Annotated in this window: 19 protein-coding genes; 11 read left to right on the plus strand and 8 right to left on the minus strand. The window is 67.8% G+C overall.

Features of this window, described 5'->3' with window-relative positions:
* Both BM337_RS21020 and BM337_RS06830 read right to left on the minus strand, forming a co-directional pair.
* A partial coding sequence (locus BM337_RS21020; protein ID WP_218155516.1) for a putative sodium/potassium/calcium exchanger occupies positions 1–1,238 on the minus strand: 1,238 nt, incomplete at its 3' end.
* 218 nt (positions 1,239–1,456) lie between these two features.
* A complete protein-coding gene (locus BM337_RS06830) occupies positions 1,457–5,506 on the minus strand; it encodes an FG-GAP repeat protein (protein ID WP_177227228.1) in 4,050 nt (1,349 codons plus the stop codon).
* Positions 5,507–6,402: 896 nt separating this feature from the next.
* Between BM337_RS06830 and BM337_RS06835 the strand changes: the two genes are divergently transcribed.
* On the plus strand, positions 6,403–7,632 hold the full coding sequence (locus tag BM337_RS06835) for an AI-2E family transporter (RefSeq protein WP_143117648.1): 1,230 nt from the start codon (positions 6,403–6,405) through the stop codon (positions 7,630–7,632).
* 25 nt (positions 7,633–7,657) lie between these two features.
* Here BM337_RS06835 and BM337_RS06840 read toward each other — a convergent pair whose 3' ends face one another.
* On the minus strand, positions 7,658–8,146 hold the full coding sequence (locus BM337_RS06840; protein WP_089815190.1) for a DUF7529 family protein: 489 nt from the start codon (positions 8,144–8,146) through the stop codon (positions 7,658–7,660).
* A gap of 134 nt (positions 8,147–8,280) precedes the next feature.
* Between BM337_RS06840 and BM337_RS06845 the strand changes: the two genes are divergently transcribed.
* From BM337_RS06845 to BM337_RS06865, 5 genes are read left to right on the plus strand one after another with little or no spacing between them, the layout of a single operon-like run.
* Positions 8,281–9,915: an ABC transporter substrate-binding protein gene (locus BM337_RS06845; protein ID WP_089815192.1), complete on the plus strand. Its 1,635-nt coding sequence runs from the start codon at positions 8,281–8,283 to the stop codon at positions 9,913–9,915.
* A gap of 19 nt (positions 9,916–9,934) precedes the next feature.
* Positions 9,935–10,924, plus strand: a complete 990-nt coding sequence (locus BM337_RS06850) for an ABC transporter permease (protein WP_089815194.1) — start codon at positions 9,935–9,937, stop codon at positions 10,922–10,924.
* A 34-nt stretch (positions 10,925–10,958) separates the two neighbouring features.
* Positions 10,959–11,975 (plus strand): ABC transporter permease, encoded by a 1,017-nt coding sequence (locus BM337_RS06855; RefSeq protein ID WP_089815196.1) that lies wholly within the window; start codon positions 10,959–10,961, stop codon positions 11,973–11,975.
* The gene (locus BM337_RS06860; protein ID WP_089815198.1) at positions 11,975–13,225 is read left to right on the plus strand and encodes an ABC transporter ATP-binding protein; all 1,251 of its coding nucleotides are present in this window, start codon (positions 11,975–11,977) and stop codon (positions 13,223–13,225) included. The genes BM337_RS06855 and BM337_RS06860 overlap by 1 nt, the downstream gene beginning before the upstream one ends.
* A complete protein-coding gene (locus BM337_RS06865; protein ID WP_089815200.1) occupies positions 13,218–14,249 on the plus strand; it encodes an ABC transporter ATP-binding protein in 1,032 nt (343 codons plus the stop codon). The genes BM337_RS06860 and BM337_RS06865 overlap by 8 nt, the downstream gene beginning before the upstream one ends.
* A gap of 7 nt (positions 14,250–14,256) precedes the next feature.
* Here BM337_RS06865 and BM337_RS06870 read toward each other — a convergent pair whose 3' ends face one another.
* The 3 genes from BM337_RS06870 to BM337_RS06880 are packed head-to-tail and all read right to left on the minus strand — an operon-like array spanning position 14,257 to position 17,604.
* Positions 14,257–14,814, minus strand: a complete 558-nt coding sequence (locus BM337_RS06870) for a hypothetical protein (protein ID WP_089815202.1) — start codon at positions 14,812–14,814, stop codon at positions 14,257–14,259.
* Positions 14,815–14,868: 54 nt separating this feature from the next.
* On the minus strand, positions 14,869–17,109 hold the full coding sequence (locus tag BM337_RS06875; RefSeq protein ID WP_089815204.1) for an amino acid permease: 2,241 nt from the start codon (positions 17,107–17,109) through the stop codon (positions 14,869–14,871).
* Positions 17,110–17,163: 54 nt separating this feature from the next.
* Positions 17,164–17,604, minus strand: coding sequence for a universal stress protein (locus tag BM337_RS06880; RefSeq protein WP_089815206.1), 441 nt, complete (start codon positions 17,602–17,604; stop codon positions 17,164–17,166).
* A 303-nt stretch (positions 17,605–17,907) separates the two neighbouring features.
* Here BM337_RS06880 and BM337_RS06885 point away from each other — a divergent pair, with 303 nt between their 5' ends.
* Complete coding sequence (locus BM337_RS06885; protein WP_089815208.1) at positions 17,908–19,566, plus strand: potassium channel family protein; 1,659 nt, start codon at positions 17,908–17,910, stop codon at positions 19,564–19,566.
* A gap of 1 nt (position 19,567) precedes the next feature.
* On the opposite strand, the gene BM337_RS06890 is transcribed toward BM337_RS06885, so the two are convergent.
* Positions 19,568–21,817 (minus strand): amino acid permease, encoded by a 2,250-nt coding sequence (locus BM337_RS06890; RefSeq protein ID WP_089815210.1) that lies wholly within the window; start codon positions 21,815–21,817, stop codon positions 19,568–19,570.
* 45 nt (positions 21,818–21,862) lie between these two features.
* Complete coding sequence (locus BM337_RS06895; RefSeq protein WP_089815212.1) at positions 21,863–22,306, minus strand: universal stress protein; 444 nt, start codon at positions 22,304–22,306, stop codon at positions 21,863–21,865.
* A 165-nt stretch (positions 22,307–22,471) separates the two neighbouring features.
* Here BM337_RS06895 and BM337_RS06900 point away from each other — a divergent pair, with 165 nt between their 5' ends.
* The 4 genes from BM337_RS06900 to BM337_RS06910 all read left to right on the plus strand — a co-directional run bounded on the left by BM337_RS06900 (position 22,472) and on the right by BM337_RS06910 (position 26,556).
* Positions 22,472–23,221, plus strand: a complete 750-nt coding sequence (locus tag BM337_RS06900) for an Lrp/AsnC family transcriptional regulator (RefSeq protein ID WP_089815214.1) — start codon at positions 22,472–22,474, stop codon at positions 23,219–23,221.
* An 8-nt stretch (positions 23,222–23,229) separates the two neighbouring features.
* A complete protein-coding gene (locus BM337_RS21025; RefSeq protein ID WP_177227231.1) occupies positions 23,230–23,376 on the plus strand; it encodes a PhlB family protein in 147 nt (48 codons plus the stop codon).
* A 162-nt stretch (positions 23,377–23,538) separates the two neighbouring features.
* Entirely contained in the window at positions 23,539–24,873 is a 1,335-nt protein-coding gene (gene trkA / locus BM337_RS06905) for a Trk system potassium transporter TrkA (protein WP_089815216.1), read from the plus strand.
* Positions 24,874–25,014: 141 nt separating this feature from the next.
* The gene (locus BM337_RS06910) at positions 25,015–26,556 is read left to right on the plus strand and encodes a TrkH family potassium uptake protein (protein ID WP_089815219.1); all 1,542 of its coding nucleotides are present in this window, start codon (positions 25,015–25,017) and stop codon (positions 26,554–26,556) included.

Below are 26,556 nucleotides of genomic sequence, written 5' to 3' on the forward strand. Positions count from 1 at the left end.
TCTTGCTCGTTTTCCTGCTCACCGTCCTGTTCGGCGTCCTGGTCGTTCGCGATGCCGTCCGTGTCCTGGTTCGCGTCCTGGTCGCCGTCTTGTTCGCTGTCGGACTCCTGCTCGTTGTCGTCACCGTCGTCGACCGACGCTTCCTGGTCGCTCTCCTGGTCGCTCTCCAGGTCTGCGTCCTGTTCGCTGAAGTCGCCGTCGGCCTGCTGATTCGTGTCCTGGTCGGCGTCCTGTTCGTTCTCGGCGTCCTGTTCGTTGTCGTCACCGTCGTCGATCTCGAGGTCCTGGCTCGAGGACTGCTCGGCGTCGGTGTCCGAGTCCTGCTCGACGTTGTCGCCGCCGATGATGAGCTGGACCTGCCGCTGGTCGACGTCGTTGTCGTTCTGCTCGGCGTTCTGCTCGTTGTTGTCGCCGTCGTCGACGGACTGCTCTTGGTCGAAGTCCTGTTCGGCGTTCTGATCGGCGATCTGTTCGTTGTCGTCGCCGAAAATCGTCAGCTGGACCTGCTGCTGGCCGATGTCGTTGTCGTTCTGCTCGGCGTTCTGGTCGTTGTCGTCACCGTCGTCGACGGACTGCTCCTGGGTGAACACCTGCACCGCGCCCTGGCCACCCGATTGCTCGTTGTCGTCACCGGCGATCGACAGCTGGACCTGGAACTGACTGACGTCGTTGTCGTCCTGTTCGGCGTTCTGGACGTTATCGCTCCCGGTTCCGGAGCCGATGGACTGGGACTGTTCGAGCATCTGGGCGGCGGCCTGTGCGTTCACCTGCTCGTTATCGTCTCCGAGGATGACGTACTGGATCTCCTCCTGTCCGACGGTGCCGCTCTGGGAACTGTCCTGGTCGTTGTCGTCACCAGTCGTCGTCTGGTTCTGGGTGTAGAAGACGACGATACCCTGCCCGGAGGCCTGTTCGTTGTCCTCACCGGCGATGACCCACTGCTCCTGGTTCTGCTGGTAGTAGAGGGTCTGGGCCTGCGCCTGACAGCTTCCATCGCCGTCAGAATCCTGGTTTTGTAGCAGGTCCCCGTCTACCGTCGCCGTCCCCTGCTGGTCGTTCGTGTCTCCCGAGGCGTTCTGGACGGAGTCCTGGCTCCCCGAGACGACGTTTATCTGTTCCTGGCACGATCCACTCTGTGCGTACACGGTTCCGACGCCCGATAACAGCATCCCGAAGCCCAGAACGAGGACGAGGGCTGCTGTGAGGAGGCGCCTGGCGTTTGTGGTTCTTGATGTCATCGTATTCTCAGTAGGAAACCCTACCGGGAGTGTGCTTGCTCCGTCACCTGTTTTGTTATAATCAGTAATTCGATCTGTAACGACCGTTACCGCCAGCAGTAACGGCCGTTACGGGAAAACATGAAACCTTACTAACTTTTTCTGGCGCGCTTCGCCTGGATATCCCTCTGCTAACGCTCGCTGACGAACCAATTCAGAGCAACATCGCAGTTCCGCGTTCAGGCCGTCCCACCAGTCCCAGTCGTCTCCGTACCCGGTGCGGTCGATGCTGCCGTCGACGTCTCGGCCGGTCTGACGGACGTCGGTGGCGTCGTCACCGGATATGCAGTTCCGTCTGGCGCGTCGGTCCGCGTGAGTGAGGGCGTCGAGAGCGCCGAGCCGACGGGCGTGGCCGGCGGCGTGACTGTCGCGGACGGCGTGTCTGTAGCCGGGACCGTTCCCGCAGGTGTCGACGTGTTCCACGGAGTCAGCGTCTCCGTGGGGGTCACGACTGCCGTCGGTGTCTCTGGGGGAGACGGTAACGGCGTCTGCGTCGTCGTCGACGTCTCTGCCGCCGTCGGCGTGTCGGTCGCAGTCGATGTCTCTGCCGCCGTCGGCGTGTCGGTCGCAGTCGACGTCTCTGCCGCCGTCGGCGTGTCGGTCGGTAGCGGCGTCTCCGTCGACGTGTCGCGCTCTGACGACGTCTGCTCGCTGGTCGCGGCTGGCGTCTGCTCGGGAGTCGTGCCCGGTAGCGGCGTCGAAGCGACTCCATCTGTCGCGGCAGGTGTCCTCGTCGTCCGTTCGTCCGACGGTGTCGGTGCCGACGCGGGAGTCGAGTCCGACGGCACCGTCGTTTCGGTCGCCTCGACGGCCGAATCTGTCGCTGGCGGGGGCGACGTCGTCTCGGCTTCCGACCCGTTCGTCACCGTCTCCGTGCCAGTCGCGGCGACGGACTCGGTCGAGTTGTTCGACCGTGGACCCGGTTCGCCCTCCGGCGATGCGGTAGCCGGGGTGTTCGACGGTCCATCGGTCGCTTCGTCCGTCGACTCGACCGTCGAGTTGTCTATCGACGCGTTCGTCGTATTGTCCATCGACGCGTTCGTCGCGCTCGCCGCCGAACCGTCCTCGATGTCGCTCGCGGTCTGGTTCTGGCTCTGGTTCCGGTCCGCGGTGATCGACTGTTCCTGGCGCTGGGTCCCCGTCCCCGACTGGTTCTGGGTCTGATTCTGGGCGCCGTCGAAGGTCGCGTTCTGCGTCTCCTCACCGCTCCCATCCGTGTAGTTCTGGGACTGCTGGATTCCAGATTCGACCGACTGGTTCTGGCTTTGCGTCTGGTTTCCCGTCTGGTTCTGGGTCTGATTCGCCCCGCCGGACTGGTTCCCCGCCTGGGCGGCGACGACCGACTGGTTCTGGCGCTGGGTCTGGGTGACCAGGGAACTGTTCTGTGACTGGTTCTGATCCTGGTCGACCGCTACCGTCTGGTTCTGCGCTTGCGCTCCGTCGGAGTCGTTCTGACCCTGTCGCTGGCCCTGGGCGACCGCGACGCTCCCGTTCTGTGACTGGTTCGTCGCGTTGGTGGTCTGGACCTGGGCCTGTCGCTGGGTGCTGTTCACCGACTGTCGCTGTGACTGTCCCTGCTGGTGGCTGCGGACCTGTTCCTGGCCCGCGTAGACCACCGAGACGTGCTGGACCTGCGTCTGGCGCTGGTCGACGCCCGCGTCCTGACCCTGGTCCTGGTCCTGGTCGACGTGGACGGTCTGTTCCTGGGACTGGCTCGCGCCGTCCGCACTGGCGGGGGCCTCCTGGTCCTGGCTCAGGAACGTGACGGTGAACTGCTGGATCTGGCGCTGGGACTGCCCGTCGCTCTCCTGGTCCTGCGACTGGGACTGCGACTGGTTCGTCCGGCCAGACGAGCGTTGGGTCTGGATCCAGTCTCCGCCCTCGCCCTGGCGCTGGCTGGCGAAGCGAATGACGAGGGACTGGCGCTGGTACTGGTCGTTGCTAGACCCCGTTCCCTGGTACTGACACTGGCTCTGGTCGACGTAGATGTCCTGCGACTGGTACCACTCGGCGCCGTCGCCGTCCTGGTGCTGGTCGACGGTGACTCCCTGTTCCTGGTGCTGGTCCTGCTGACCGTCACCGGTCTGGGTCTGGCACTGGTTCTGGGTGACGTAGATTCCCTGTCGCTGGGACTGACTCGACTGCTCCCCCGCGTCGGGCGTCGACTCACTCTCGTCGTCGGTCCCGCTCCCGGGCGATTCAGTCGAATCCTCGTCGTCCTCGGGCGACTTCGACAGATCCTCGTCGTCGCCCGGGTCTTCGTCGCCGGCCCCGGTCTCGTCGTCACCATCGCGTTGTTCGTCGCCACTGCCGTCGTCGCCTTCCTCGGTGCCGGCATCGCGAGGTGTAGCGTCCCCGTCGTCGACGTTCCGGTCGGTCCCGCCATCGTCCGCGACTTCGGTGGCTCCGTCGGTCTCCTCGTCTGTCCTTTCGTCACTACCGTCGTCGCTACCACCGTCGTCGGTTCCAGTGGGGGTGTCCGCGCTGTCGTCACCGTCGGCGTCTTCGCCGTCTTCGCCGTCGTCGCCGTCGTCGCCGTCGGCGTCGTCCCGGTCGTCCCCGCCAGTATCGCCCGTGGCGCCGTCCTCGCCGGCCTCGTCCCCGCCGACACGCTCCGTCTCGGTGTCTACGTCGTTCGGCCGCTCGGACGGCTCCGTTCCGGCGGGTCCGTCGTCGTCTCCGGTCGACTGGTCGGCCTCGCACGCGCCCGAGACGAGGTACGCCGAACCGCCCTGGGAGTCGTTCCCCGTGGCCGGCGCGCCGATCAGGACGCCGTCGGCGTCGGTTCCGTCGGCGGTACCGGCGGTCGAGACGTCGTACCCGGCCTCTCCACCCGGGGAATCCCCGGCGAGTTTCGCTGCCCGGAACTCGTCGCTGTCGGACCCACCGTAGAGGAGGTAGGCCGCGCCAGTGGTCGCACCGCCGGCGTCGTGGTACGGCGCTCCCACGACGACGTCGGCCCGTTCGTCACAGTCGAGGTCGCCGGCGCCGGCGACCGACCAGCCGGTGTGGTCGCCGGCCGCTTCGCCGTACACCGATATGGCGGCTCGTTCGACCGTGACCGCCCCCCGGAGATCTTCGCCCCCGGCGACGACGTAGGCGGCCCCGGCGTCGTCACCGGCGCTGTCGTTGAACGGCGCCCCGATAGCGACGTCGCCGACGCCGTCGCCGTCGACGTCGCCGGCCCCGGCCACCGAGAACCCGGCGCGGTCGTCCGCCCCGGCACCGACGATCTTCCCGGTGGCAGAGTCGAGGTTCGTCGATTCCTCGGAGGGCATCTCGACGACGTACGTCGCACCCGCTCGCTCGTGCGCGTCCGCGTCGTGATCGGGGGCACCGATCAGCGCGTTCGTCCTCCCGTCACCGGTGACGTCGCCGCTCCAGTCGACGGCCCAGCCGGCTCTGTCGCCGTCGGCCTCACCGACGAACGACCCGTCGGCCGTCTCCGCGGCGGTGCCACCGTCCGAATCGTGGAGCGTCGACGCCGAGAACGCGTACGCGGTCCCACGGTCGTCGTCCGTTCCCGGGGCACCGACCAGGACGCTGGCCCGGTCGTCGGAGCCGTTTCGCGCGGCCACGGCGTGGCCGAGCCGGTCGCCCGCCTCGTCGCCGACGACAGTCGTGTCGGCCGTCGAGAGCGCCCGCTCACCGGCGAGGGACTCGCCGCCGTGGACCACGTAGACCGCGCCGGCGTTCGCTCCGTTCCCGTCCGCGCCTGGTGCGCCGACGACCAGTTCGGAGACGCCGTCGCCGTCGACGTCACTGCTCGCCACGGCCGCGCCCGCCCGGTCGCCCGCCGCTTCGCCGTGAAGGACGAGGTCCGCGTCGGCCGCGGAGACGGTCGACGGGTCGACTGGCCCGAAGAACACGTACGCCGCTCCCGTCCCGTTGGCACCCGGCGCACCGATCACGACGTCACTCGTGCCGTCGCCGTTCACGTCACCGCTCGCGACCGATCTGCCGAACCCCGCGTCGCCCGCTTCGTCGTCGAACCGGGTCTGGTTCTCGCCGAGGTCGACGAGGCCGGTCGGTGGACCGTCACCGCTGGTGTCCGTCTCCGCCGACGCTGCGCCCACGTCGTCGCTGGCGGCGGACTGAACTGCTGGCCCGGCCACTCTCGACGTTTCGCCGGGCGCCCCGCCGTAGCCGCCGCCGACCGCGGCGGCGGTCCCAGCGGTGCCGAACACGACCACGACCGCCAGCAAGAAAGCGATCGTTTGCGCGCGCACCGCGGGAGAAAACCATCGATACCTGTCGCCGTCTGTGAGGTCTCCGGAGTCCATCCTCTGGAAAGTTCGGAATACTGGGACCGGATTTGTTATACGCAGATGATACTCGTCGTAACGCCCGTTACGCGCTCGGGTCGCGGTATTTGACCTGCGATACCACTCGAATTGACGGACCGGTGAGTGTCTAATTCCCGACCCGCGACTGACTGTCCGTCGTCGTGCCAGTCACCGGAGTAGACGGCACGACGCGGAGCGACGTCGCGTTCGCGAAGCCGAAGCCAGGTCACGGACCGTGCGGAAACGAGTCCCTAGCTCGGTGTAGCGATTATCACGACCGTGAGACCGGTCTGGCCGCCGTCTCCGGATTCGTCGCCTGGTCTTCGACGTGGTTACGGCCGGTCGTTCGTCGACTGGTGACGTCCGCTTGCGGAGTACGTACCGATCCACTGCCGATTGAAAACGGCGGGAGGACCCGTCATTTCTCGGCGTCGCGATGGATCGGGAGTGACCCCGTCTCAGCGGCCCAGCTGGAAACCTTCGCGTACCGAACTGTTGGATCGTCCTACCGACAGTCGACGGCGCCAGATTGCCGTCTCTCCAGGACCGTCCTCGCTCGACGGGCGGGCGCGCTACCGGCTGGCGCGGGCTGCTTGCACGGCGCGGCGTGCATAGCGGCCGAGGGCCCGCGGAGGCCGTCAGGGCGCGCTGTCCGCACGACTCACCGACCAGGCCGGCAACTGGTCACCGTTCGGTACGTACACGTCGTGACTCGGCACGCAGCCTGCGTCAACGCTTAGATATCGGACGGCCGTCTTGCCAGGTGTTCTACGAATGCGCACCGACCGTCTCCGCTCGTACCGGGCGAACAGCGATGGCTCCGGCGGGGCGTGGTCTCGGTGAGCGTCTCGCTCGACACCGAATTTCGCCGGGACAGACTCGTCCTCTGGGTCGTGGCCCTCCTGCTGCTGGTGGCCTTCCTGTGGGTGGCGTGGCAGTACGTCGGCGCGGTGATGCTCGGGCTGTTCGCCTACTACGTCACCCGGCCGGTGTTCGACAGGATCTATGGACGGGTCGGCAACCGCATGCTGGCGGTGGTGGTCTCGCTGTTCACGGTCGCGCTGCCGGTGCTCGTCCTCACCGGATGGACGGCCGCCATCGCGATCCAGGGGTTGCTGGAGCTCCTGAGTACGACCGGGTTCGAGGAACTCGCCGAGATGGTCGAACCCTACGTCGACCTCTCGACGCTTCAGGCGGACCTCGTCGCTGCCGCCGAACAGGCCGCCGCCGACCCGGAACAGCTCACGACCCTCGGGGGGAACGGCGTCGGAAACGTCTTCGCGACGCTGCTGGGCACCTTCGTGTTGCTGTTCAACGTTCTCCTCCAGCTGTTCATCGTCCTCGTCATCGCCTTCTACCTGCTGCGGGACGACCACAGGGCGGCCTCGTGGGCCCGGGACGCGTTCGCGCCGCGGGGCAGCGTCGTCGAGCGCTATCTCGTGGCAGTCGACCGGGACCTGAAGAACGTCTACTTCGGCAACATCCTCAACGCGATGGTGACGGGGGTGCTCGGTGCGGTGGTGTACGTCGCACTCAATCTCGTCGCACCGGACGTGGTTTCGATTCCGGAGCCGGTCTTACTGGGACTGCTCACCGGGGTGGCGAGCCTGATACCGGTGATCGGGATGAAGCTGGTCTGGATTCCCATCGCCGTCATCTTGCTCGTCGACTCGCTGGTGACCGACCCGGCGACGGCGTGGTTCCCCGTGCTGTTCGCCGGGGTGTCGATCGTCGTCATCGACTACATCCCCGACCAGTTGCTTCGGCCGTACGTCTCCGGGCGCTCGCTCCACGTCGGCGCCATCATGCTCGCCTACATCGTCGGCCCGCTGCTGTTCGGCTGGTACGGCCTCTTCCTGGGACCGCTGGTGCTCGTGGTCGTCTTCGAGTTCGCGCGCATCGTCGTCCCCTGGCTGGCGCACCCGGAGCGGGAATCGGGGCCCGCGCGGCCGGGCGAATCCGCACCGGTTCGGTCGCCGAGCGGCGTGCTCCGGGGTATTCCGTCGGCGATGCTTCGGCCGCGCGAGGAGTCGGAGTCGGGCGCCACCGGGGAGCGGACCGACGATTAGGCGGCCGCAGAATACGGAACTCGCGTCACTCCTCGGCAGGGGGCGCGAGCAGCGACGGCTCGTCGAGGGTTACTTCGACGCTGGCGCCGTCGAGCCGTCTGAGATAGACGGAGAGCGTTCCGGCCGACCGGGCGGCGGTGAAGAGCCCCTCGACGGCCTCGTCGTCGAGCGCGTAGTAGGCGGGGCAGACGAACGCCCGCTCGTCGCCGGTTTCGAGCGCCAGCAACAGTGCGACGTGGCCGGCGGCGGTCGTGCGATAGACGTCGTACCGTTCGAGCGCGTCCCCAGCGGCGAGCGTCCGCGCGACGCGTTCGTACTCGTCGTCGGGGAGGAGGATGCTCAGTCCGACGCGGTCCCCTTCTGCCCCGTCGAGCGGAGTGACGTCGCCCGGGTGGAGGACGTGGGCGTCCCACCCCTCCTTCTCGTAGGCCGCGACCTGGTCGTCCGCGTCGGCGAGCAGGTCGTCCCACCACGCCATCGGACCTTCGCCGTCGGGGCCGGTGTCACCGGACATGGATAATCCCCGGGGTGACCCGAGGAAAAGCGTTGGCATCCGCCACTGGACCCGGGAGCGGGAACTGTCAATGAAGGAACTTTCTCGACGATAGCCACCGGTCTTTTTGTCTGTAGCCGATGGATCCGGTACATATGTCTACGGAGCACGAAGTCGACCGACGGTCGTTCGTCAAGCTCGCGGGTGGTGCCGCCGCGAGCGCCGCCATCGCCGGCTGTTCCGGCGACGGCGACGACGAGGCCACCGAGACGGACCCGAGCGGCGAGGACACCGAGGGCGGGAGCCCGACCGAGACCGAGACTGGCACCGGTGAGGCCGGCGACGGCGAGTTCGCCGTCACCATCACGCAGGGACAGGCGCCGACGACGCTCGACCCCCACAACCACCGCGACACGCCCACCGACAACGTCGCGCTCCACGTCTACGAGGGGGTCCTCTCCCGCGACCGGACCGGCGAGGTCATCGAGAAGCTCGCCACCGGCTACGAGCGCGTCGAGGACGGCGTGGTCCGGTTCGAGATTCGCGAGGACGTCCAGTTCCACAACGGCGACGACCTCACGCCCGAGGACGTCGCCTACAGCGTCAACCGCATCGTCGACGAGGAGGTCGGGCTCTCGCCGAGTCCCCAGAGCGACCAGCTCGCGGGCGTTACCGGGGCATCCGTCGTCGACGGCGAGCGGGCCGTCGAAGTCCAGAGCGACGGATTCAACCCCGTCGTCTTCTCGGTGTTCGCGACCTACGGGGACGTCGTCCAGCGGAGCTGGATCGAGGAGACGGACACCGTCGGCCAGGACATGAACGGGACCGGCCCGTTCCAACTCGCCAGCTACGAGGAGGACGTCGAAGTCGTCCTCGAACGCAACGAGGATTACTGGCGCGAATCCGCCGACGTCTCCGAGCTCACGTTCCGCTCCGCCGAGGAGGCCAGCACGCGCGTCAACCAGTTGCTCGAGAACGAGACCGACGTCGCGGTCAACGTCCCGCCCCAGGAAGTTTCGCGGGTCCGCAACGCGGACAACGCGGACGTCGCGGCCGAGGCCAGCACGCGCCTGTTGTTCTGTGCGATGCGCTACGACGTCGAGCCGTTCTCGAGCCAGCAGTTCCGCCAGGCGATGAACTACGCCATCGATCTCGAGAGCATCATCCAGAACGTGCTCCAGACGTTCGGCGACCAGACCAGCCAGCCGACCCTGGAGGGGTTCGTCGGGTACAACGACGAACTCGACCCCTACCCCCAGGACACCGACCAGGCCGAACAGCTGGTCGAGGACAGCGGCCACGCCGGCGTCGAGATCGAGCTCCAGACGCCCGTCGGCCGGTACCTCCGCGACGTCCAGATCGCCCAGGCCGTCGGTGAGCAGATCAACCAGCTGTCGAACGTGAGCTGTTCGGTCAACCAGCGCGACTTCGAGTCGCTGGCGGGAGAGGTCACCGACGGCGACATCGAGACGTCGCCGCCCTTCTACCTGCTCGGCTGGGGCGAGGCCACCTTCGAGGGGAGCCAGACCATCACGGCGCTGCTGACTTCCGACGGCGCGCTCACCTCCTACAGTAACGAGGAGGTCGACCAGGTGATGGCAGACGCCCAGAGCGAACCCGACGCCGAGGAACGGGAGTCGCTGCTGCAGGAGGCCAACCAGCTACTCCACGAGCAGGCGCCGTGGGTGTACCTGAACCGCCAGTACAGCGTCTACGGCGTGTCGAACCGCGTCGACTGGCAGGCCCGGAGCGACGAGCGCATCGACGCCTACGCGATGTCGCCGAACTGAGACCGCGAGGTGGTTTCAGGTGTCGACAGGTCGGTTCCTACTCAAGCGGGCCCTGCAGGGCGTGTTCGTCGTCTGGGGAGTCGTGACTGTGGTCTTCCTGTTGCGATTCGTCACGCCGGGGGACCCCATCACGTTCATCGCGCCCCTGGACGCGAGCGACGAGTTGCGCCGGCAGATCGCGGCCGAACTCGGGCTCGACCAGCCGCTGTACGTCCAGTACGCCGAGTACCTCTGGGGGCTGGCACAGGGGGACATGGGCTACTCCTACATCTCGAACACGGAGGCGAGCGCGCGCATCTTCGCGCGCCTCCCCGCGACGATCGAACTCGCCGTCGCCGCCAGTATCGTCGCCGTCGTGCTGTCGATTCCGCTGGGCGTGATCAGCGCGACCCGGCGCCACGAACCGGTCGACTACGGCGCGACGCTGTTCTCGCTCGTGGGGATCTCCACGCCGAACTTCTGGCTGGGGATCATGCTCGTGCTCGTCCTCTCGGTCCAGTTCGGCCTGTTCCCGACGAGCCAGCGCGGCATCGGCTTCGTGCCCGCACTCGCGATGGTTCTGACCGAGGCGGATCTCTCCGGCCTCGTCACGTGGCTCGCCCACATCACGCTGCCGGCCATCACGCTGGGCACCTACTTCACGGCGCTCATCACGCGACTGACCCGGAGCGGGATGCTCGACGAACTGGGCAAGACGTACGTCCGGGCCAGCCGCGCGAAGGGGCTCCCGGAGACGCTCGTCCGGTACAAGCACGCGCTCAGGAACACGCTCGTCCCGGTCATCACCGTCGTCGGCCTCCAGCTGGGGACGCTCATCGGTGGTGCCGTCATCACCGAGGCCGTCTTCGCCTGGCCCGGGCTGGGGACGACGCTGATCAACGCGATTCACGCCCGCGACTGGCCGATGATCCAGGGCTCGCTCATCGTCATCGGCATCGGCTTCGTGGTCGTGAACGTCGTCGTCGACGCGCTGTACGCTCGCTTCGACCCACAGGTGGTGTACGACTGATGGCTCTGACTGACTCGCTCGCGGTGATGCATCGATGATCTCCCCGCGAACGCTCCGGAACTTGCGCAAGGAACTCCGCGGCAGTGCGCTCGCGAAACTGGGTATCGTGCTGGTCCTCGCCATCCTCCTGGTGGCGACGTTCGCGCCGATACTGGCGCCCCACGACCCCCACGAGCAGCACCTCGAGGAGAACCAGCTGCCGCCGCTGGGCTTCGACCGGGAGACGACCAACACGACGACGCAGATGGTCAACGGCTCCATCGAGATAATCAACGAGACCGAACAGGTCAACGCGACGGCGACCTACCCGCTCGGGACGGACTCCCTCGGCCGGGACATGCTCTCGCGAACCATCTACGGCGCGCGGACGTCGCTGCTCGTCGGCGTCCTCGGCACCCTGATAGCGGCGCTCGTGGGGGTGACGGTCGGGCTCTCGGCGGGCTACTACGGCGGTCGCGTCGACGACGCGCTCATGCGCAGCGCCGACGTGATGCTGGCGTTCCCGTCACTGGTGCTGGCCGTGGCGCTCGTCGGCCTCTTCGGCGGGGCGGTGATACGGATACCCGACCCGTTCGTGCTAGCCGGGCTCGCACCCGGGATGCCGCCCAACGTGGTGATACCGGGGACGGTGGTCCTCGTCGTCGGCCTGGTCAACTGGGTGTGGTTCGCCCGCGTCGCCCGCGGCGAGGCCCTGTCGGTCAGCAACGAGGAGTACGTCAAGGCCGCCCGCTCGCTGGGGGCCAGCGACGGGTACGTCATCGCCCGGCACGTCCTGCCCAACGCCATCACGCCCATCCTCGTGCTCGCGACCATCCAGATCGCGGCCATCATCCTGCTGGAGAGCGCGCTCTCCTTCCTCGGGTTCTCGGGGACGAACCTCTCCTGGGGCTTCGACATCGCCCAGGGTCGCCAGTACCTGTCGACGTCGTGGTGGATCGCCACGATTCCGGGGATCGCCATCCTGCTGGCCGTCGTCGGGATCAACCTCATCGGCGACTGGCTCCGTGACGCGCTCGACCCCGGCATCGAGGGCGAAGGGGGTGGCGTCTGATGGGCGACGAACTGCTCCGCGTCGAGGGCCTGTCGACGCGTTTCTTCACCGAGGAGGGGCAGGTAAACGCCGTCGAGGACGTCTCCTTCACCGTCGGCGACGGCGAGGTGTTCGGCGTCGTCGGCGAGTCCGGCTCGGGCAAGAGCGTCACCGCGCTGTCGGTGATGGATCTCGTCGAGTCCCCCGGCCGCGTGACCGCCGGCGAGGTGTGGTACCGCAACGCCGACCTGGCCGCCGACGTCCGGGACGACCACCCCGAGGCCGTCGACGGCGACTACGTCGACGTCCGCGGCGTGCCCGAGCGGATCCGCCGGTCGCTACGCGGGCCCTCGTTCAGCATGATCTTCCAGGACCCGATGAGCAGCCTCAACCCGTCGCTGACCGTCGGCGAGCAGATCGCCGAGGCCGTCGAGGTCCAGCGCCGCGCGAGCGCGAACCCCCGGTCGACGCGCTCGCGGACCCAGGGCTTCGGTCTGGGCCAGTTCATCGCCGGGAGCCTGTTGCCGTCCCGGCGCTACGTCTCCGAGGAGAGCCGGTCGCGGGCAGTCGAACTGCTCGAACAGGTCGGCATTCCAGACCCGGCCGAGCGGGCCGACGAGTACCCCCACCAGTTCTCCGGCGGGATGCTCCAGCGGGCGATGGTCGCCCAGGCGCTGGCCGGCGAACCCGACCTGCTGGTCGCCGACGAACCGACGACGGCGCTGGACGTGACCATCCAGGCCCAGATCCTGAACCTGCTCGACGACCTGCAGGAAGAGACCGGGATGAGCATCGTGCTCATCACCCACAACCTGGGCGTCATCGCCCGGATGTGCGACCGGGTCGGCGTGATGTACGCCGGCGAAATCGTCGAGCGCGGGTCGCTGGAGGCAATCTTCGACGAGTCGGTTCACCCCTACACGAAGGGGCTGCTGGGCTCCATCCCGGACCTGGCGGACCCGGCGCCGCGACTCAGCCCCATCGAGGGGAACGTCCCGAGCCTGCTGGACGCGGAGATGGGCGACCGGTGTTACTTCGCCGACCGGTGTCCGAAGGCCATGGAGGAGTGTCTCGACCACCCGCCGGAGTTCGACTGCGGCGACGGCCACGGCGCTCGCTGCGTGCTGGCCGACCACTCCTACGACGAGTCCCGGGCGCTGCCCGAGGGCTACTTCGATGGCGATAGCGAGGACGGCGGCGCCGCGGCCGGACCGGCGTCGGGCGACGACGCCGACTCACCCGACCCGGAGGAGGTGACCGGCGATGACTGATCCTCTGCTCCGCGTCGAGGACCTGCGGAAACACTACGTCGACGGGGGTGGCCTGCTGGACCGCGTTCTCGGCGAGGAACCGGACCGGGTACGCGCCGTCGACGGCGTCTCCTTCGAGGTCGAGCAGGGCGAGACGCTCGGCCTCGTCGGCGAGTCGGGCTGTGGGAAGTCGACCACCGGCGAGACGCTGCTGCGCCTGCGCGACCCGACCGACGGCGCGGCGTACTTCGACGGCGACGACGTGTTCGCGATGGACGAGACCGAACTACGGGACTTTCGCACCCGCGCCCAGATCGTCTTCCAGGACCCCTTCTCCAGCCTCGACCCGCGGATGACTGCCGGTCAGACAATCGCCGAACCGCTCCGGATCCACGATATCGGAACGACGGCCGAGCGCCGGGAGCGGGCGATGGAACTGCTCGAACGCGTCGGGCTGTCGGCCGACCAGTTCGACCGCTATCCACACGAGTTCTCCGGCGGCCAGCGCCAGCGCATCGGCATCGCTCGCGCGCTCGCGCTGGAACCGGACCTCATCGTCTGCGACGAACCGGTCTCGGCGCTGGACGTCTCTGTCCAGGCGCAGGTGCTGAACCTGCTGGAGGACCTCCAGGAGGACCTGGGGCTCACCTACCTCTTCATCGCCCACGACCTCTCGGTCGTCCGGCACATCTCCGACCGCGTCGCGGTGATGTACCTCGGCGAGATCGTCGAGACGGGCCCCGTCGACCGCATCTTCGAGGATCCCCGACATCCCTACACGCAGGCGCTCCTGGAGAGCGTCCCGCGCGCCGATGCGAGCGAGTACGGCCGCCGCGTCGACGCGCTCCCCGGCGACGTCCCCTCGCCCCGCGACCCGCCCGCTGGCTGCCGGTTCCACACCCGGTGTCCCCACGCCCGCGAGGCCTGCACCGCCGAGGATCCGCACGCAATCGCCGACGACGAGAATCCGGTGGCCTGCTTCCGCACCGTCGACGACCACCCCTACTGGGAGAGCGAGCCGCTCGAACACGCAGACGGAGACTGACGGCGGGTCACGACTCTGTCGAGGTCTCCGCTTCCGCCTCCGCCTCCGCCCCCGCCTCCGCCTCCGCTTCCGCCCCCGTCTCGGTCTCTCCCGGTGGTTCTATCTCGTACTCCCCGGGCGAGACGTACTCTAGCTCCTGCTGGGTGTAGTCCTCGTCGCAGCCCCAGGGGATGATCCCCATGCCGTCCTCGCGGGTCCGGACGCTCACGTCGCGGGTTCCCTGGTCTCCCCCACAGGTCGGGACCGTCACCGTCACCCGGTCTTCGGGCGGCACGGTCTGCCGGTGGACTGTGATGGTGTAACTGGTCCCGGGTTCGATCACCTCCTGGAACTGGAGTGCCGTTTCCTCGGGGACGCGGTACCAGCCACTCACGACCTGGTCACCCTCCCGGTCGGTCCCCGCCGTCACCGTGAGAGATAGCTCGAAGGTCTCCGACCGCAGGTTCTCGACGTAGAGGTGGCCGCCTTCCACCTCGGGGTTGTTGAGCGTACAGCCACTGACCGCCCCAGCGACGCCCGCTCCCACGGCGCCGAGCACGGCTCGGCGTGAGGGCCTGTCGACCATAGCCGATCTTGTCGCCGTACGGCGAAAAGGGTGGTGCCGCCTCGACCGTCGGTGTTATCGCTGTCCGCCGAAGAGTCGTTCGAGCAGGCCGCGCGAGCGGTGTTTCTCGGCCATGATGACCGAGCAGTCCACGTCGTCGACGACGTCCAGGACCATCGACCGCGAGACGAGCCGCCTGAGGAGTCCCTCCTCCGTCGCGCCGATGACGAGCAGCGTCGCGTCGTCGGTCGCCCGCTCGATAGCTCGCTCGACGTCGCCCCGTTCGACGCGCAGGGTGGCGTCCTCGAGGTCCTGTTCAGCGGCCCACTCGGCGAGGAACGCTTCACCCGCGGCCTCGTCGTCGTCGACGTTCAGGAGCGTGATCTCGGAGCCGTACTCCCGCTGGAGGATACGGGCGATAGCGGCCGACAGTTCGGAGTCGGGGCCGCCCGCGGTCGGGACGAGCACGCGCGAGGGGTCGAGGCCGCGGTCACGCATCACCAGGAAGTCACAGGGGATGGACTCGGTGATGTCGTCGAACGCCGACTCGACCCGGCCGGGCGAGCCGTGGGAGTCCTCGCCCCAGCCCATGATGACGAGGTCAGCGGCGTGGGTGCGGGCGGCGTCGAAGATGGCGTCGAACGACTGGTGGGAGACGATGGTGTGGGTCTCGACGGGGACGCCGAACGTCTCGGCGTCCTCGCGGGCGCTGTTCAGGAGCCGTTCGGAGTCGGCGTCCAGGTCGTCGACGTGGTCGGCCGCGCTCGCGAGCGCGGTCTGGTCGGGGACGGTGACGACGTGGGTCGCGACGACCGTGCCGCCGCGCTGTTTGGCGATGGCACTGCCCAGTTCGATGAGGTCTTTCTCGTGTTCCGGGTTGGCCAGCGGGACCATCACGCGGTAGGTGCCGCCGTCTGGCGCGACGCTCTCCGCGGCGGAGACTGCTGGTTCGGGCATCTGGTGGGCCCGGTCGAGGACGTACTGGGAGAGGATGCCCTGCTTCGTCGTCCGTGTCCGGGCGTACAGCGCGTACCACAGCATCGCGGCGCCGGCGAGGCCGAGGCTCACGAGGATAGCGTCGCGGATGATGTAGGCGATCAGCGCGAACGAGGTGATGGCACCGAGTATCGGGACGACTGGATAGAGCGGCACCCGGAAGTCCGGCTCGTAGTCCGGCGGGTCGGCGACGCGCATGACGATCAGGGCGATGTTCAGCAATCCGTAGATGATGAGGTGGAGCGCCGACCCGACGCTCGCGAGGAACTCGATGTTGCCCGCCAGGATGAACAGGAGGATCAGTCCGCCGGTGACGGCGATGGCGCGGTACGGCGTCCCGAATCGCTCGTGAATCTCGTTGAGCGCCGGACTGACGATGCGGTCCCGCCCCATCGCGAAGTTGATCCGCGAGGAGGCGAGGATGGACGCGTTGGCGCTGGAGGCGGTCGCGAGCAGGCCGCCGAACAGCAGCGCGCCGCCCATGAACGCGCCCTGGATGCGCTCACCGACCTCGACGACGGCGATGTCGCCGGCGGCGGACACCTCCGCGACGAATCCGGCCGGGACGGCGGCGCTCATCACGAGCAGGACGAGCGCGTAGATGACCGTCACCAGGCCGACGCTGCCGATGACCGCCCGTGGGAGGTTCTTGCCGGGCTCCTTGATCTCTTCGGCGACGCTCGTAATCTGGACGAAGCCGAGGTAGGAGACGAAGATGAGGCCGGTCGTCGCCATCGTCGGGCCGAACCCTTGGCTCGGCGGAAGGTTCGACAGGTCGGCGGTCAGCGTCCCGAGCAGGGTGAACGCGGCCAGGATGATCACCAGGAGCACGACGATGACGTTCTGCAGACGCCCGGTCTCCTTTGCGCCGACGTAGTTGATCCCGGTGAAGAAGGTGGCGCCCACCAGGGCGATGCTCTTCCCCGTCGGAATCGCGACCGGACCGACGGCCATCACGTCGCCGAGGCCGAAGATGGCCGCGATGTAGCGGCCGAACCCGTACATGTAGAACGCGCTCGCGAACGCGAGGCCGATCCAGTTCGCCCAGCCGGCGACCGACCCGAACAGCGGCCCCAGCGCGTGGTTCACGTAGTAGTACGCGCCACCGGACCGGGGCATCGCGGTGCCGAGTTCGCTCGCCGACAGCGCCGTGAACATAGCGATGACGCCGCCGAGGACGAACGAAGCGACGGCCAGCGAGCCGGCCTGTTCGATGGCGTCGCCGGGGAGGACGAAGATACCGGCCCCGATCATCGTCCCGACGCCGATGGTCAGCGCCGCGAGCGGACCCAGGTCCTTCGCGAGGTCCTCCTCACTCATGCGGTTCACCTCCGGTCAGTCGCCGCCGCGCCGGACGGTCGGGCGAGGCACCTATCACGAGCCGCCACCTCCGTCGGCGTTCGCGTCGGTTCCGGGGTCGGGCAGGACGACGACTGGACGGTCCGACTCGGTCACGAGTTCGAGGGCCACGTCGCCGGTCAGCAGGCGAACGAACCGGCTGCCGCCACGGGGCGTGACGACGATGCTCGACACGTCGTGGTCGTCGGCCGCGGCGAAGATGGTGTCGGCGACGTCGGTCCCGTACCGGATCTCCGTCTCGATGTCGCCGAGCGCGTCCCGCAGGACGTCGAACGCCTTCTCGGCCGCTTCCTCGCGCTGCTCGACGCCCGCCTTGTCCATCGCGCCGCCGGCCTTCTCGACGACGTGGACCGCGACGATATCGCCGTCGAGGTGCGGATCGACCGCACGGGCCGTCGCCGCGGCGTCCTCGGCTCCGGCGACCGGGAGGAGGACGCGGTCGAAGAGCTCAGCCATGGGCCTCCCCGGACCGGCGCGAAGAGGGCCGGTGGGACGGCCGTGGGAGATCTGCCTGTCGGCGATGCGAGACGGCTGTACGAACGTCGCCGGCGGGCCTCAACATACGGGACTGCTGGACACGACAGACTGTAACTGTTCCGCCTCGGTGTATAGACGGTCACTCGGTCGATACGTCCGGATGGAGTGTCGCGACGCCGACCCGCGAGCCGGCGCCGGCGGACCGCCGACGAGCGACGACTGTCAGGGCGCCGTGACGGAGGGTTTAGGAGAGTTCCGTCGATACGTACGGGCAGACTGGGAATGCGCGAACTACGCGACCTGGACCTGAGTAGTCCGCGAAATCTCACACGCCGCCAGCGACTGTTGGTCATTTACGCCGTCGGTCTCGTTGCGGTCGTTCTGGCGTACACCTTCGCCTACGCCTACGGGATGCGGACGCTGGAGGACCGGCCGAGAAGCGTCTTCCGGGCGTTCAACTTCGTCATCGAGACGATGACGACGACGGGGTACGGTGCGGACTCGCCGTGGGACACGGCCGTGATGAACGTCACCGTGGCGATGATGCAGGTGACCGGCGTTTTCATCGGCTTCGTCACCCTTCGCGTGCTGGTCATCCCGCTGTTCGAGCGGACGCCGCTCAACCTCGACGACCGACTGTCGATCAAGAACGACCACGTCGTCGTCGCGGAGTACCAGCGCGACACCGAGGTGTTGCTCGACGAACTCGAACAGCTCGACGTCGACTACGTCCTCGTCGAGTCCGACGAGGAGGAGGCCAAGCGGCTCTCGGACGACGGGTACCAGGCCATCAACGGCGACCCGGAGGACCGGGCGGACCTCGACCGGGCCACTATCGAGCGAGCGTCGCTGCTGATCACCGACGCCGGTCACAGCACGGCCAGCGTAGTCCTGACTGCCCTGGAGGCGAACGAGGACCTGCGCGTGCTCAGTTTCACGGCATCGACGCGCCGCAAGGCCGCGCTCGCGGAGATCGGCGTCGACCGGAGCGTCGCGCCACACGCGCTCATCGGGCGGCGGCTGGCGGAGAAGGCGACGACCCCGGTGACGGTCGACGCCGCCTCCGACGGAGACCACGTGGCCATCCGCGAGGTGCTCGTCCGGCGCGGAAGTCCGCTTCACGGCGTTCAGGTCGGTGATTCGCCGCTCGCGGCGCATCCCGACCTTACCCTGGTCGCCGGCTGGTTCGACGGCGAATTGCGCATGGTCCCCGACCCCCGCGACCGGCTCACGCCCAACACGGTGCTGGTCGTCGCCGGCCCGGAACAGGCCATCGACGAACTGGCGAGTGAGGTGTCGGGCGTCCAGACGCCACGAACCTCGGCGCACACGGAGGTCATCGTCGCCGGGTACGGCGAGGGGGGGAGCGCCGCGGTCGACGCGTTGCCCGACGACGTCGACGTCACGACCGTCGACGACAGCGAGGCGTCGGACCCCGACGTCGTCGGCGACGTCACGGAGCCCGAAACGCTCGCGGCGGCGGGCATCGAGGACGCCTCCGCCCTGGTCGTCACCGTCGACGACGACGCGACGGCGCTGTTGACCGTGGCGATGGCCCGCTCGCTCTCCGACGGCGTCGAGATACTCGCCCGCGTGACGGACGCCGAAAAGACCTTCCCCGCGTTCAGGGCGGGCGCGGACTACGTCCTCTCCGTCCAGCGGGTGTGTGCCCGACTGGCCGCGGCGGAGGTCCACGGCGAGCGAGTGATGGACCCGATCGGCCAGATTCGGCTCGTCCGGGCCGACGCGGCGCCGTTCGCCGGCCAGTCGCTGGGTGAGGCGCGCCGGGACACCGAACGCGGCTGGACTGTCGTCGGTATCAGCAGGGCCGGGACGATTCACACGGACGAGCAGGCGACCATCGAGGTCGACGACGAGGTGTTCGTCGCGGGCAGCGACGAGACGATCCAGGAGTTCGAGCGCTCTGTGGACACCGAGTAATTCAGCGGCGACCGAAGAGGCGCTCCCGGAGTGACCGCGTCCGCGGCCGTTCGGCAAGCAGGACGCTCGTCTCGACGTCGTCGATGACGTCGACGAGCAGCGAATCGCGAACGAGTCGCGAGAGGAGGCCCCGCTCGGTGGCGCCGACGACCATGAGCGTGTGGTCCTTCGCCGCCCGTTCGATGGCGGTTTCGACGTCACCGGACTCGACGCGGAGGGCCGCGTCGCCGAGGTCGTGTTCGCCGGCCCACTCGGTCAGGAAGGCCCGTCCCTCCGTCTCGTCGTCTGCGACGTGCAGCAGCGTAACCGCCGCGCCGGTCGTCTCGCGCAGGGCCGCCCCGACCGCCGCGGAGAGATCCGAGGAGATACCGCCGGCAGTCGGTATCAACACCCGTTCCGGATCGAACGTCTCCCCGTCGAGTACGAGGACGTCACAGGGCAGGTCGTGAGCGAGTTCGTCCAGGGTCCCCTCGGCCCGACCTGCGGCGAGGTGGTTGCCGCCGTACCCCATCACGAGCGTGTCGGCGCCGCTCTCCGTCGCCGCGTCGAACACCTCGTGAAGCCCTCTGTGGGAGAGGATCGATCGCGTCTCTATCGGCACGTCGAAAGACTCGGCGTCGCGCTTCGCGTCGGCCAGCAGGCGCTCCGACTCGGCCTCGACCGGCTGCTCGCTGGCCGCATCGAGCGGCGTCTGGTCGGGGACGGTGATGACGTGCGTCGCGACCACGCGCCCTCCTTGCGCGGCGGCCAGGGCCCCGGCGAGTGTGACGAGTGCCCCCTCCGTTCGGGGGTTGGAGAGCGCCACCATGATCGTCGGTCCCTCGCCGCCGTTCGGTGCGACGGCGTCGGCGGCGTCGACCACCGGGCCGGGGACGTTCGTCTCCTCGTCTCGCAGGTACGACGACAGCACGCCCTCCTGGGGTGTTCGAGTGCGCGCGTAGACGGCGTACCAGCCGAGCGCGACCACGACGAACACCCCCGACAAAGCGATCTCGATCTCGTCCATGAACGCCACCAGGCCGAGCGACAGCAGTGCGCCTGCTATCGGCGTCACCGGGTAGAACGGGACGGTGAACTCGGGGTCGTACTCGGGGTCGGCCTCGCGGAAGACGATCAACGCGACGTTCATCAGTGCGTAGACGATGAGGTGGAGCACCGAGGCGGCCTTCGCGAGGATCTCGATGTCGCGGCCCAGCAACGCGATGAACACGACGATCACGGCGCCAGTGACGAGGATCGACCGGTACGGCGTCGCGTAGTTCGGGTGGATCTCGTTGAGCCAGTTGGTGACGATCTTGTCCCGGCCCATCGCGAAGTTGATCCGGGCGGAGGCGAGGATGGAAGCGTTCGCGGACGACGCGGTCGCGAGCAGCGCGCCGAGCGTCATGATGGTCGCCGCAGCGGCGGCGACGCCACCGACTGGTCCGATCGAAGCGGGGAACGCCAGCTGTGCGGCCTGGGCGACGGGCGCGTCCTGGCTGAGTTCGGGCCAGGAGACCACGCCGAGCATCAGCGTCACGAGGATGGCGTACAGCACCGTAACGATGGCGACGCTCCCGATGATGGCGATGGGGAGGTTCCGTCCGGGGTCCTTCAGTTCCTCGGCGACGGTCGCGATCTTGGCGTAGCCGAGGAAGGAGACGAACACCAGCGCCGTCCCGGGGAGGATGGCACCGGTCCCGAACGGGGCGAGGCCGTCACTCCCGGCCAGCGTGGCGTAATCGAAGGAGAACCAGCCGGCGACGGCGAAGGCTGTCAGGATACCTAGCAGTAGCGTCACGATGACGGTCTGGATCCCGCCGGTCTCCTTGGCGCCGACGTAGTTGACGCCGACGAAGGCCATGCCGGCCAGCAGCGCGCCGATCTGGATTTCGTTGAGGAACGGGACGCCCGGAATCGGCACCAGCGTGGTGAGGTACTGACCGAAACCAATGCAGTAGAAGGCGCTGGCGAAGGCGAGCCCCATCCAGTCGCCCATGCCGGCGATAGATCCGAACACCGGCCCCAGCGCCCGATTGACGTAGTAGTAGCCGCCGCCAGCCCTGGGCATCGCCGTCCCGAGCTCGGAGACGGACAGCGCGTTCACCATCGCGATGAGGCCGCCGATGACGAACGACGCTACCACTATCGGACCGGCCTCCTGGGCGGCGACGCCCGGGAGGACGAAGATGCCGGCACCGATCATCGTGCCGATACCGATGGTCATCGCCGAGACCAGCCCCAGGTCCTTCGCGAGTTCAGTGTCGCTCACGCTCTCTCCCTCCGTGACCGTTCGCTGTGGGTCACCATCGCCAGATCAGCCCTCGTCCGGGTCGGGCAGCGAGACGACGGGTATTTCGGCGTCGGTGACGAGCCTGTTCGCCGTGTCACCGGTGAGGATCTGGACGATTCGGCTTCCGCCCCGCGGCCGGAACGCGATGGCGGTCGCCCCGACCGTGGCCGCTTCGTCGAACAGGGTCGCGACGACGTCGGTCCCGTATGCGGTCCTGGTGTCCACCGGCACCTCGTCACCGAGTCGCGATTCGACGACCCCGAGGAACTCAACGGCGTCTTCCTGTCGCTTTCCGAGTGGTGCCTTGTCGGGAGCACCGCCGCCCTTCTCGATGACGTGGACTGCGGTGACGCGCTCGATCTCGCCGAGGTACGGCTTCAGTGCCGCACACGTGGCAGCCGCGTCTTTTTCACTGGCCACCGGGACCAGGACGTGGTCGAGTGGTGCGTTCTCGATGTGGTTGCTCATGACGGGTCGACCGTGCCTACAAATATAAGATCTCCGGTAGTATTTTGCAATCCTGAATCAGAAGAGGACTAATTACGGATTACAAAGAACTAGTGGTATTATATTCTCCGACGATCAACTTCCTGGGAACGGCGGTGTAAAGTAATGGCCGAGTATACCCCCGGTATGGACTACCGGCTGGACGAGATCGACCGGCGGATCATCTTCGAGCTGATGCGCGACGCCCGGAACACGTCCGCGCCGACGATCGCCGAGGAGGTGAACGTCTCGCCGGGAACGATCCGGAACCGGATCGGCCAACTGGAGGAACACGGGATCATTCGCGACTACACGACGACCGTCGACTTCGAGCGCGCCGACGGTCGCCTCACGAACCTCTACATGTGCAACGCGCCCATCTCGGAGCGTGAAACCCTCGCCCAGGAGGTCAGTGCAATCCCGGGCGTTATCAACGTCCGTGAACTGATGACTGGCCGGCGGAACCTCCACGTCCTGGCCGTGGGAGAGGACACCGAAGACCTCCGGCGTATCTCGCGAGCGATCTCCCGGATCGGCATCGACATCGAGGACGAGGACCTCGTCCAGACCGAGACGAACAGCCCCTACGCCGCGTTCGGCCCAGAACAGGACCGGGCGACCCGGGGCGCGACGGACTTCATCAGCCTCGCGGGGGACGCGAGCGTCGTCGACGTGACCGTCCAGTCGGACGCACCGATCGTCGGCCGGACGCTGGAGGACGCTGGCCAGGACGGCATTCTCGAAGACCACTCGCTCGTGATCGCCATCGAGCGTAGCGACCGCATCCTGACGCCCCACGGCGAGACGGTGATACAGCCGGACGACATCGTGACTATCCTCTGCCGGGGTGGTGACCCGGAGGAGGCCCTCGCCGCCTTCGTCGGTGCGGAACCCTGACAGAACACGTGATTCGCGAACTCATCCGTCAGCTCTCGACCGACGCCGCGCCGCTGTACGAGTGTCGACAGTGCGGCACCGACCTGGCGGAGCCCCGGGATACCTGTCCGAACTGCGGGTCCGGAGAGATCGCCCGGTACGAAATCGAGGAGTGACGGTGGACTCCCGGACGGTGCCTGGCCCCGTCCCGGTTCTCACGGGCCCCGTCCGGTCGTGTCGCGTGACGAGTCCGCGATGGAGGTCGCCGACTGGATAACACGGTCTTTAACATCGACTACCGAGGTAGGTCTGGTGATGCCAATACGGGAGGGTCTGCCGTGCGAGTCGTAATCGTCGGTGCCGGCGAAGTCGGGTCCAACATCGCCGAGAGCCTGGCCGAAACGCACGAGGTCGTGGTCGTCGACCTCGACGCCGACAGGGTCGAGTCGCTCCAGTACAACGTGGACGTGCTCGCCGTCCAGGGTGACGGCGCGTCGCTCGAGACGCTCTTCGAGGCGACTGTGCCCGAGGCCGACCTCCTCATCGCAAGTACGGACGACGACGAGACGAACATCGTCACCTGCGGGACCGCGAACACGATCAACGACGACTGTTTCACCATCGCGCGTGTCCGCGACACGAAGTTCCTCGAGACGTGGCGCGGGTCGCCGGACGCCTTCGGCGTGAACTTCATGGTCGGGACGAACCTGCTGGCCGCCGAGACCATCGCGCGGGTCATCGGGCTCCCGGCGGCCAGGGACGTCGAGACGTTCGCCGAGGGGCAGGTCCACATGGCCGAACTCGAGATCAGCGAGGCGAGTCCAGTCGCCGACCAGACCGTCCAGGAGGCCGACCGCTTCGAGTCGCTCACGTTCGCAGCGATCATCCGGAACGGCGACGTGGAGATCCCCACCGGGAGCACGCGGATCCGGGTCGACGACGACGTCGTCGTCATCGGCTCCCGCGAGAGCGTCCAGCAGTTCGCGGCGGCGGTGGCGCCGGACGTGGAGGGCGCCCAGAACGTCCTCGTCGTCGGCGGGAGCGACATCGGCTACCACACGGCGCGGCTCCTGGGCGAACGCGGTCTCAAGCCCCGTCTCATCGAACGTGACCCCGACCGGGCCCGCGAGATAGCGGAAGCCCTCCCGGAGACGACCGTGCTGGAGAGCGACGCGACGGACCGGGAGTTCCTCGAACGCGAGAACGTCGACGACGTCGAGACGATCGTCGCCGCCCTGGACAACGACGAGAAGAACCTGCTGGCGGGACTCCTGGCCAAGCGGCTCGGGGCGAAGCGCGCCGTCGCCATCGTCGAGGACGGCGAGTACGTCCCGCTGTTCGAGGCCGTCGGCATCGACGTCGCGGTGAACCCCCGCGAGGCGACCGCCGAAGAGATAACCCGGTTCACCCGCGCGCGCCGCGCGGAGAACGTCGCGCTCATCGAACACGACAAGGCCGAAGTCCTGGAGATAGAGGTCAACGCCGACAGCGTCCTGGTCGACCGTCCCATCAGCGAGTCCGTCCAGGACCTCCCGCCCGGCGTCGTCATCGGCGCGATAACGCGCGACGGACGGTTCATCATCCCGCGGGGTGACACGGTCGTCCGCGAGGACGACCACGTCGTCTGCTTCCTCGACGCGTGCGTCATCGACGAGGCGACGAAGCTGCTCTGAGGGGTTCCTCCGAGTGTGCCTGCTCGCTCACCACGGTCCACGCACGACGGTGCTCTCCAGTGTCGATAGATTCATGACCCGATACCTGCACGTTGCGTCCGTGTTACGTCGGCCGCCACCATCGGCCCGCGGTGATCCCTGATGGCAATCTACGTCGAATGGCGCCAGAGCGTCTCGCTCACCGGGACCGTCGTGAAGTGGCTCGCGGTCGCCATGGTGGTCCCGCTACTCACGGGACTCGTCTACGGCGAGGACACGCTCGTCTTCGTCGCCTCGATGGCGGTTGCCGTCGCGGTCGGCTGGGGGCTCGAACAGGTCGACGACAGCGACGACCTGGGCACCCGCGAGGCGTTATTGTTCGTGGCGCTGGCGTGGTTCGCCGTCTCCGTCGTCGGCGCCGTCCCCTACGTGCTGGCGGGCTGGATGGACCCGGCCCCATCGACGCTGGCCCATCCCGTCAACGCGCTGTTCGAGTCCACCTCCGGGTTCACCACGACCGGGGCGACCGTGGCCGGCGAGATATCTTTCGACCGGCACTCCCACGCGCTGTTGATCTGGCGCCAGTTGACCCAGTGGCTGGGCGGCATGGGGATCATCGTCCTGATGATCGCGATCCTCCCGGAGGCCGCAGTCAACGGTGCGCAACTGATGGACTCCGAGGCGCCGGGCCCGCGACTCCAGAAGCTGACGCCGCGAATCGCGGAGACGGCGCGCGTCCTCTGGCTGGTCTACCTCGCGTTCACCGTTCTCTACGTGCTCCTGTTGCTCCTCCTCCACTACGGCGGCCTCGCACCGGAGATGAACGTGTACAGCGCTATCGCCCACGCGTTCACCACGCTCCCGACCGGCGGGTTCTCCCCGCAGGCCGAGAGCATCGCCTACTTCTCGCCAGTGGTCCAGTGGCTCGTGATCCCCTTTATGCTCGTCGCGGGCGTGAACTTCGCGCTGTTCTGGCACCTGCTCAACCGGGACGTCGACCTGTTCTTCGGCGACCCGGAGTTCCGGGCGTACCTCGGCGCGAACGTGGTCATCTCCGTCGTGCTGTTCGTCCTCCTCTTCCTCGGGGCGGCACCCACACTCGAAATCGGTGGGACGACGGCCGGTAACCTGGAGAACGCGCTCAGGCAGGCCGCCTTCCAGGTCGCGTCGCTGTTGAACTCGACGGGCTACGCGACCAGCGACTTCGCGAAGTGGGACGCGGGGTCCCAGATCGTCCTCCTGTTCGCGATGTTCGTCGGCGGCTCGGCCGGGTCGACCGGCGGTGGGGTCAAGGTCGTCCGCTGGCTGGTCGTGATGAAGGTCCTCCGCCGCGAACTGTTCACCGCGGCCCACCCGGAGGCGGTCACGCCCATTCGCCTCGGGAAGCACGTCATCGACGAGGACGCCGTCCGCGGCGTTCTCGGGTTCACCCTGCTGTACCTCGTGCTGTACGTCGTCGGCACCGTGTTCCTCGCGCTCGATGCCAGTCGGGTCGGGCTCGCTATCACGCCCCTCGAAGCTACCAGCGCCAGCCTGGCGACCCTCGGGAACATCGGTCCGGGATTCGGCTTCCTCGGACCGTTCGGTAGCTACGTCAGCTTCCCCGCGACCTCCAAGCTGTTCATGGTGTTCCTGATGCTGGTGGGTCGCCTGGAGATCATTCCGGTGCTCGCGCTGTTCACCGGTGGCTTCTGGCGGCGCTGA

Source organism: Halomicrobium zhouii, from assembly GCF_900114435.1.
GTDB classification, from domain to species: Archaea; Halobacteriota; Halobacteria; order Halobacteriales; family Haloarculaceae; genus Halomicrobium; species Halomicrobium zhouii.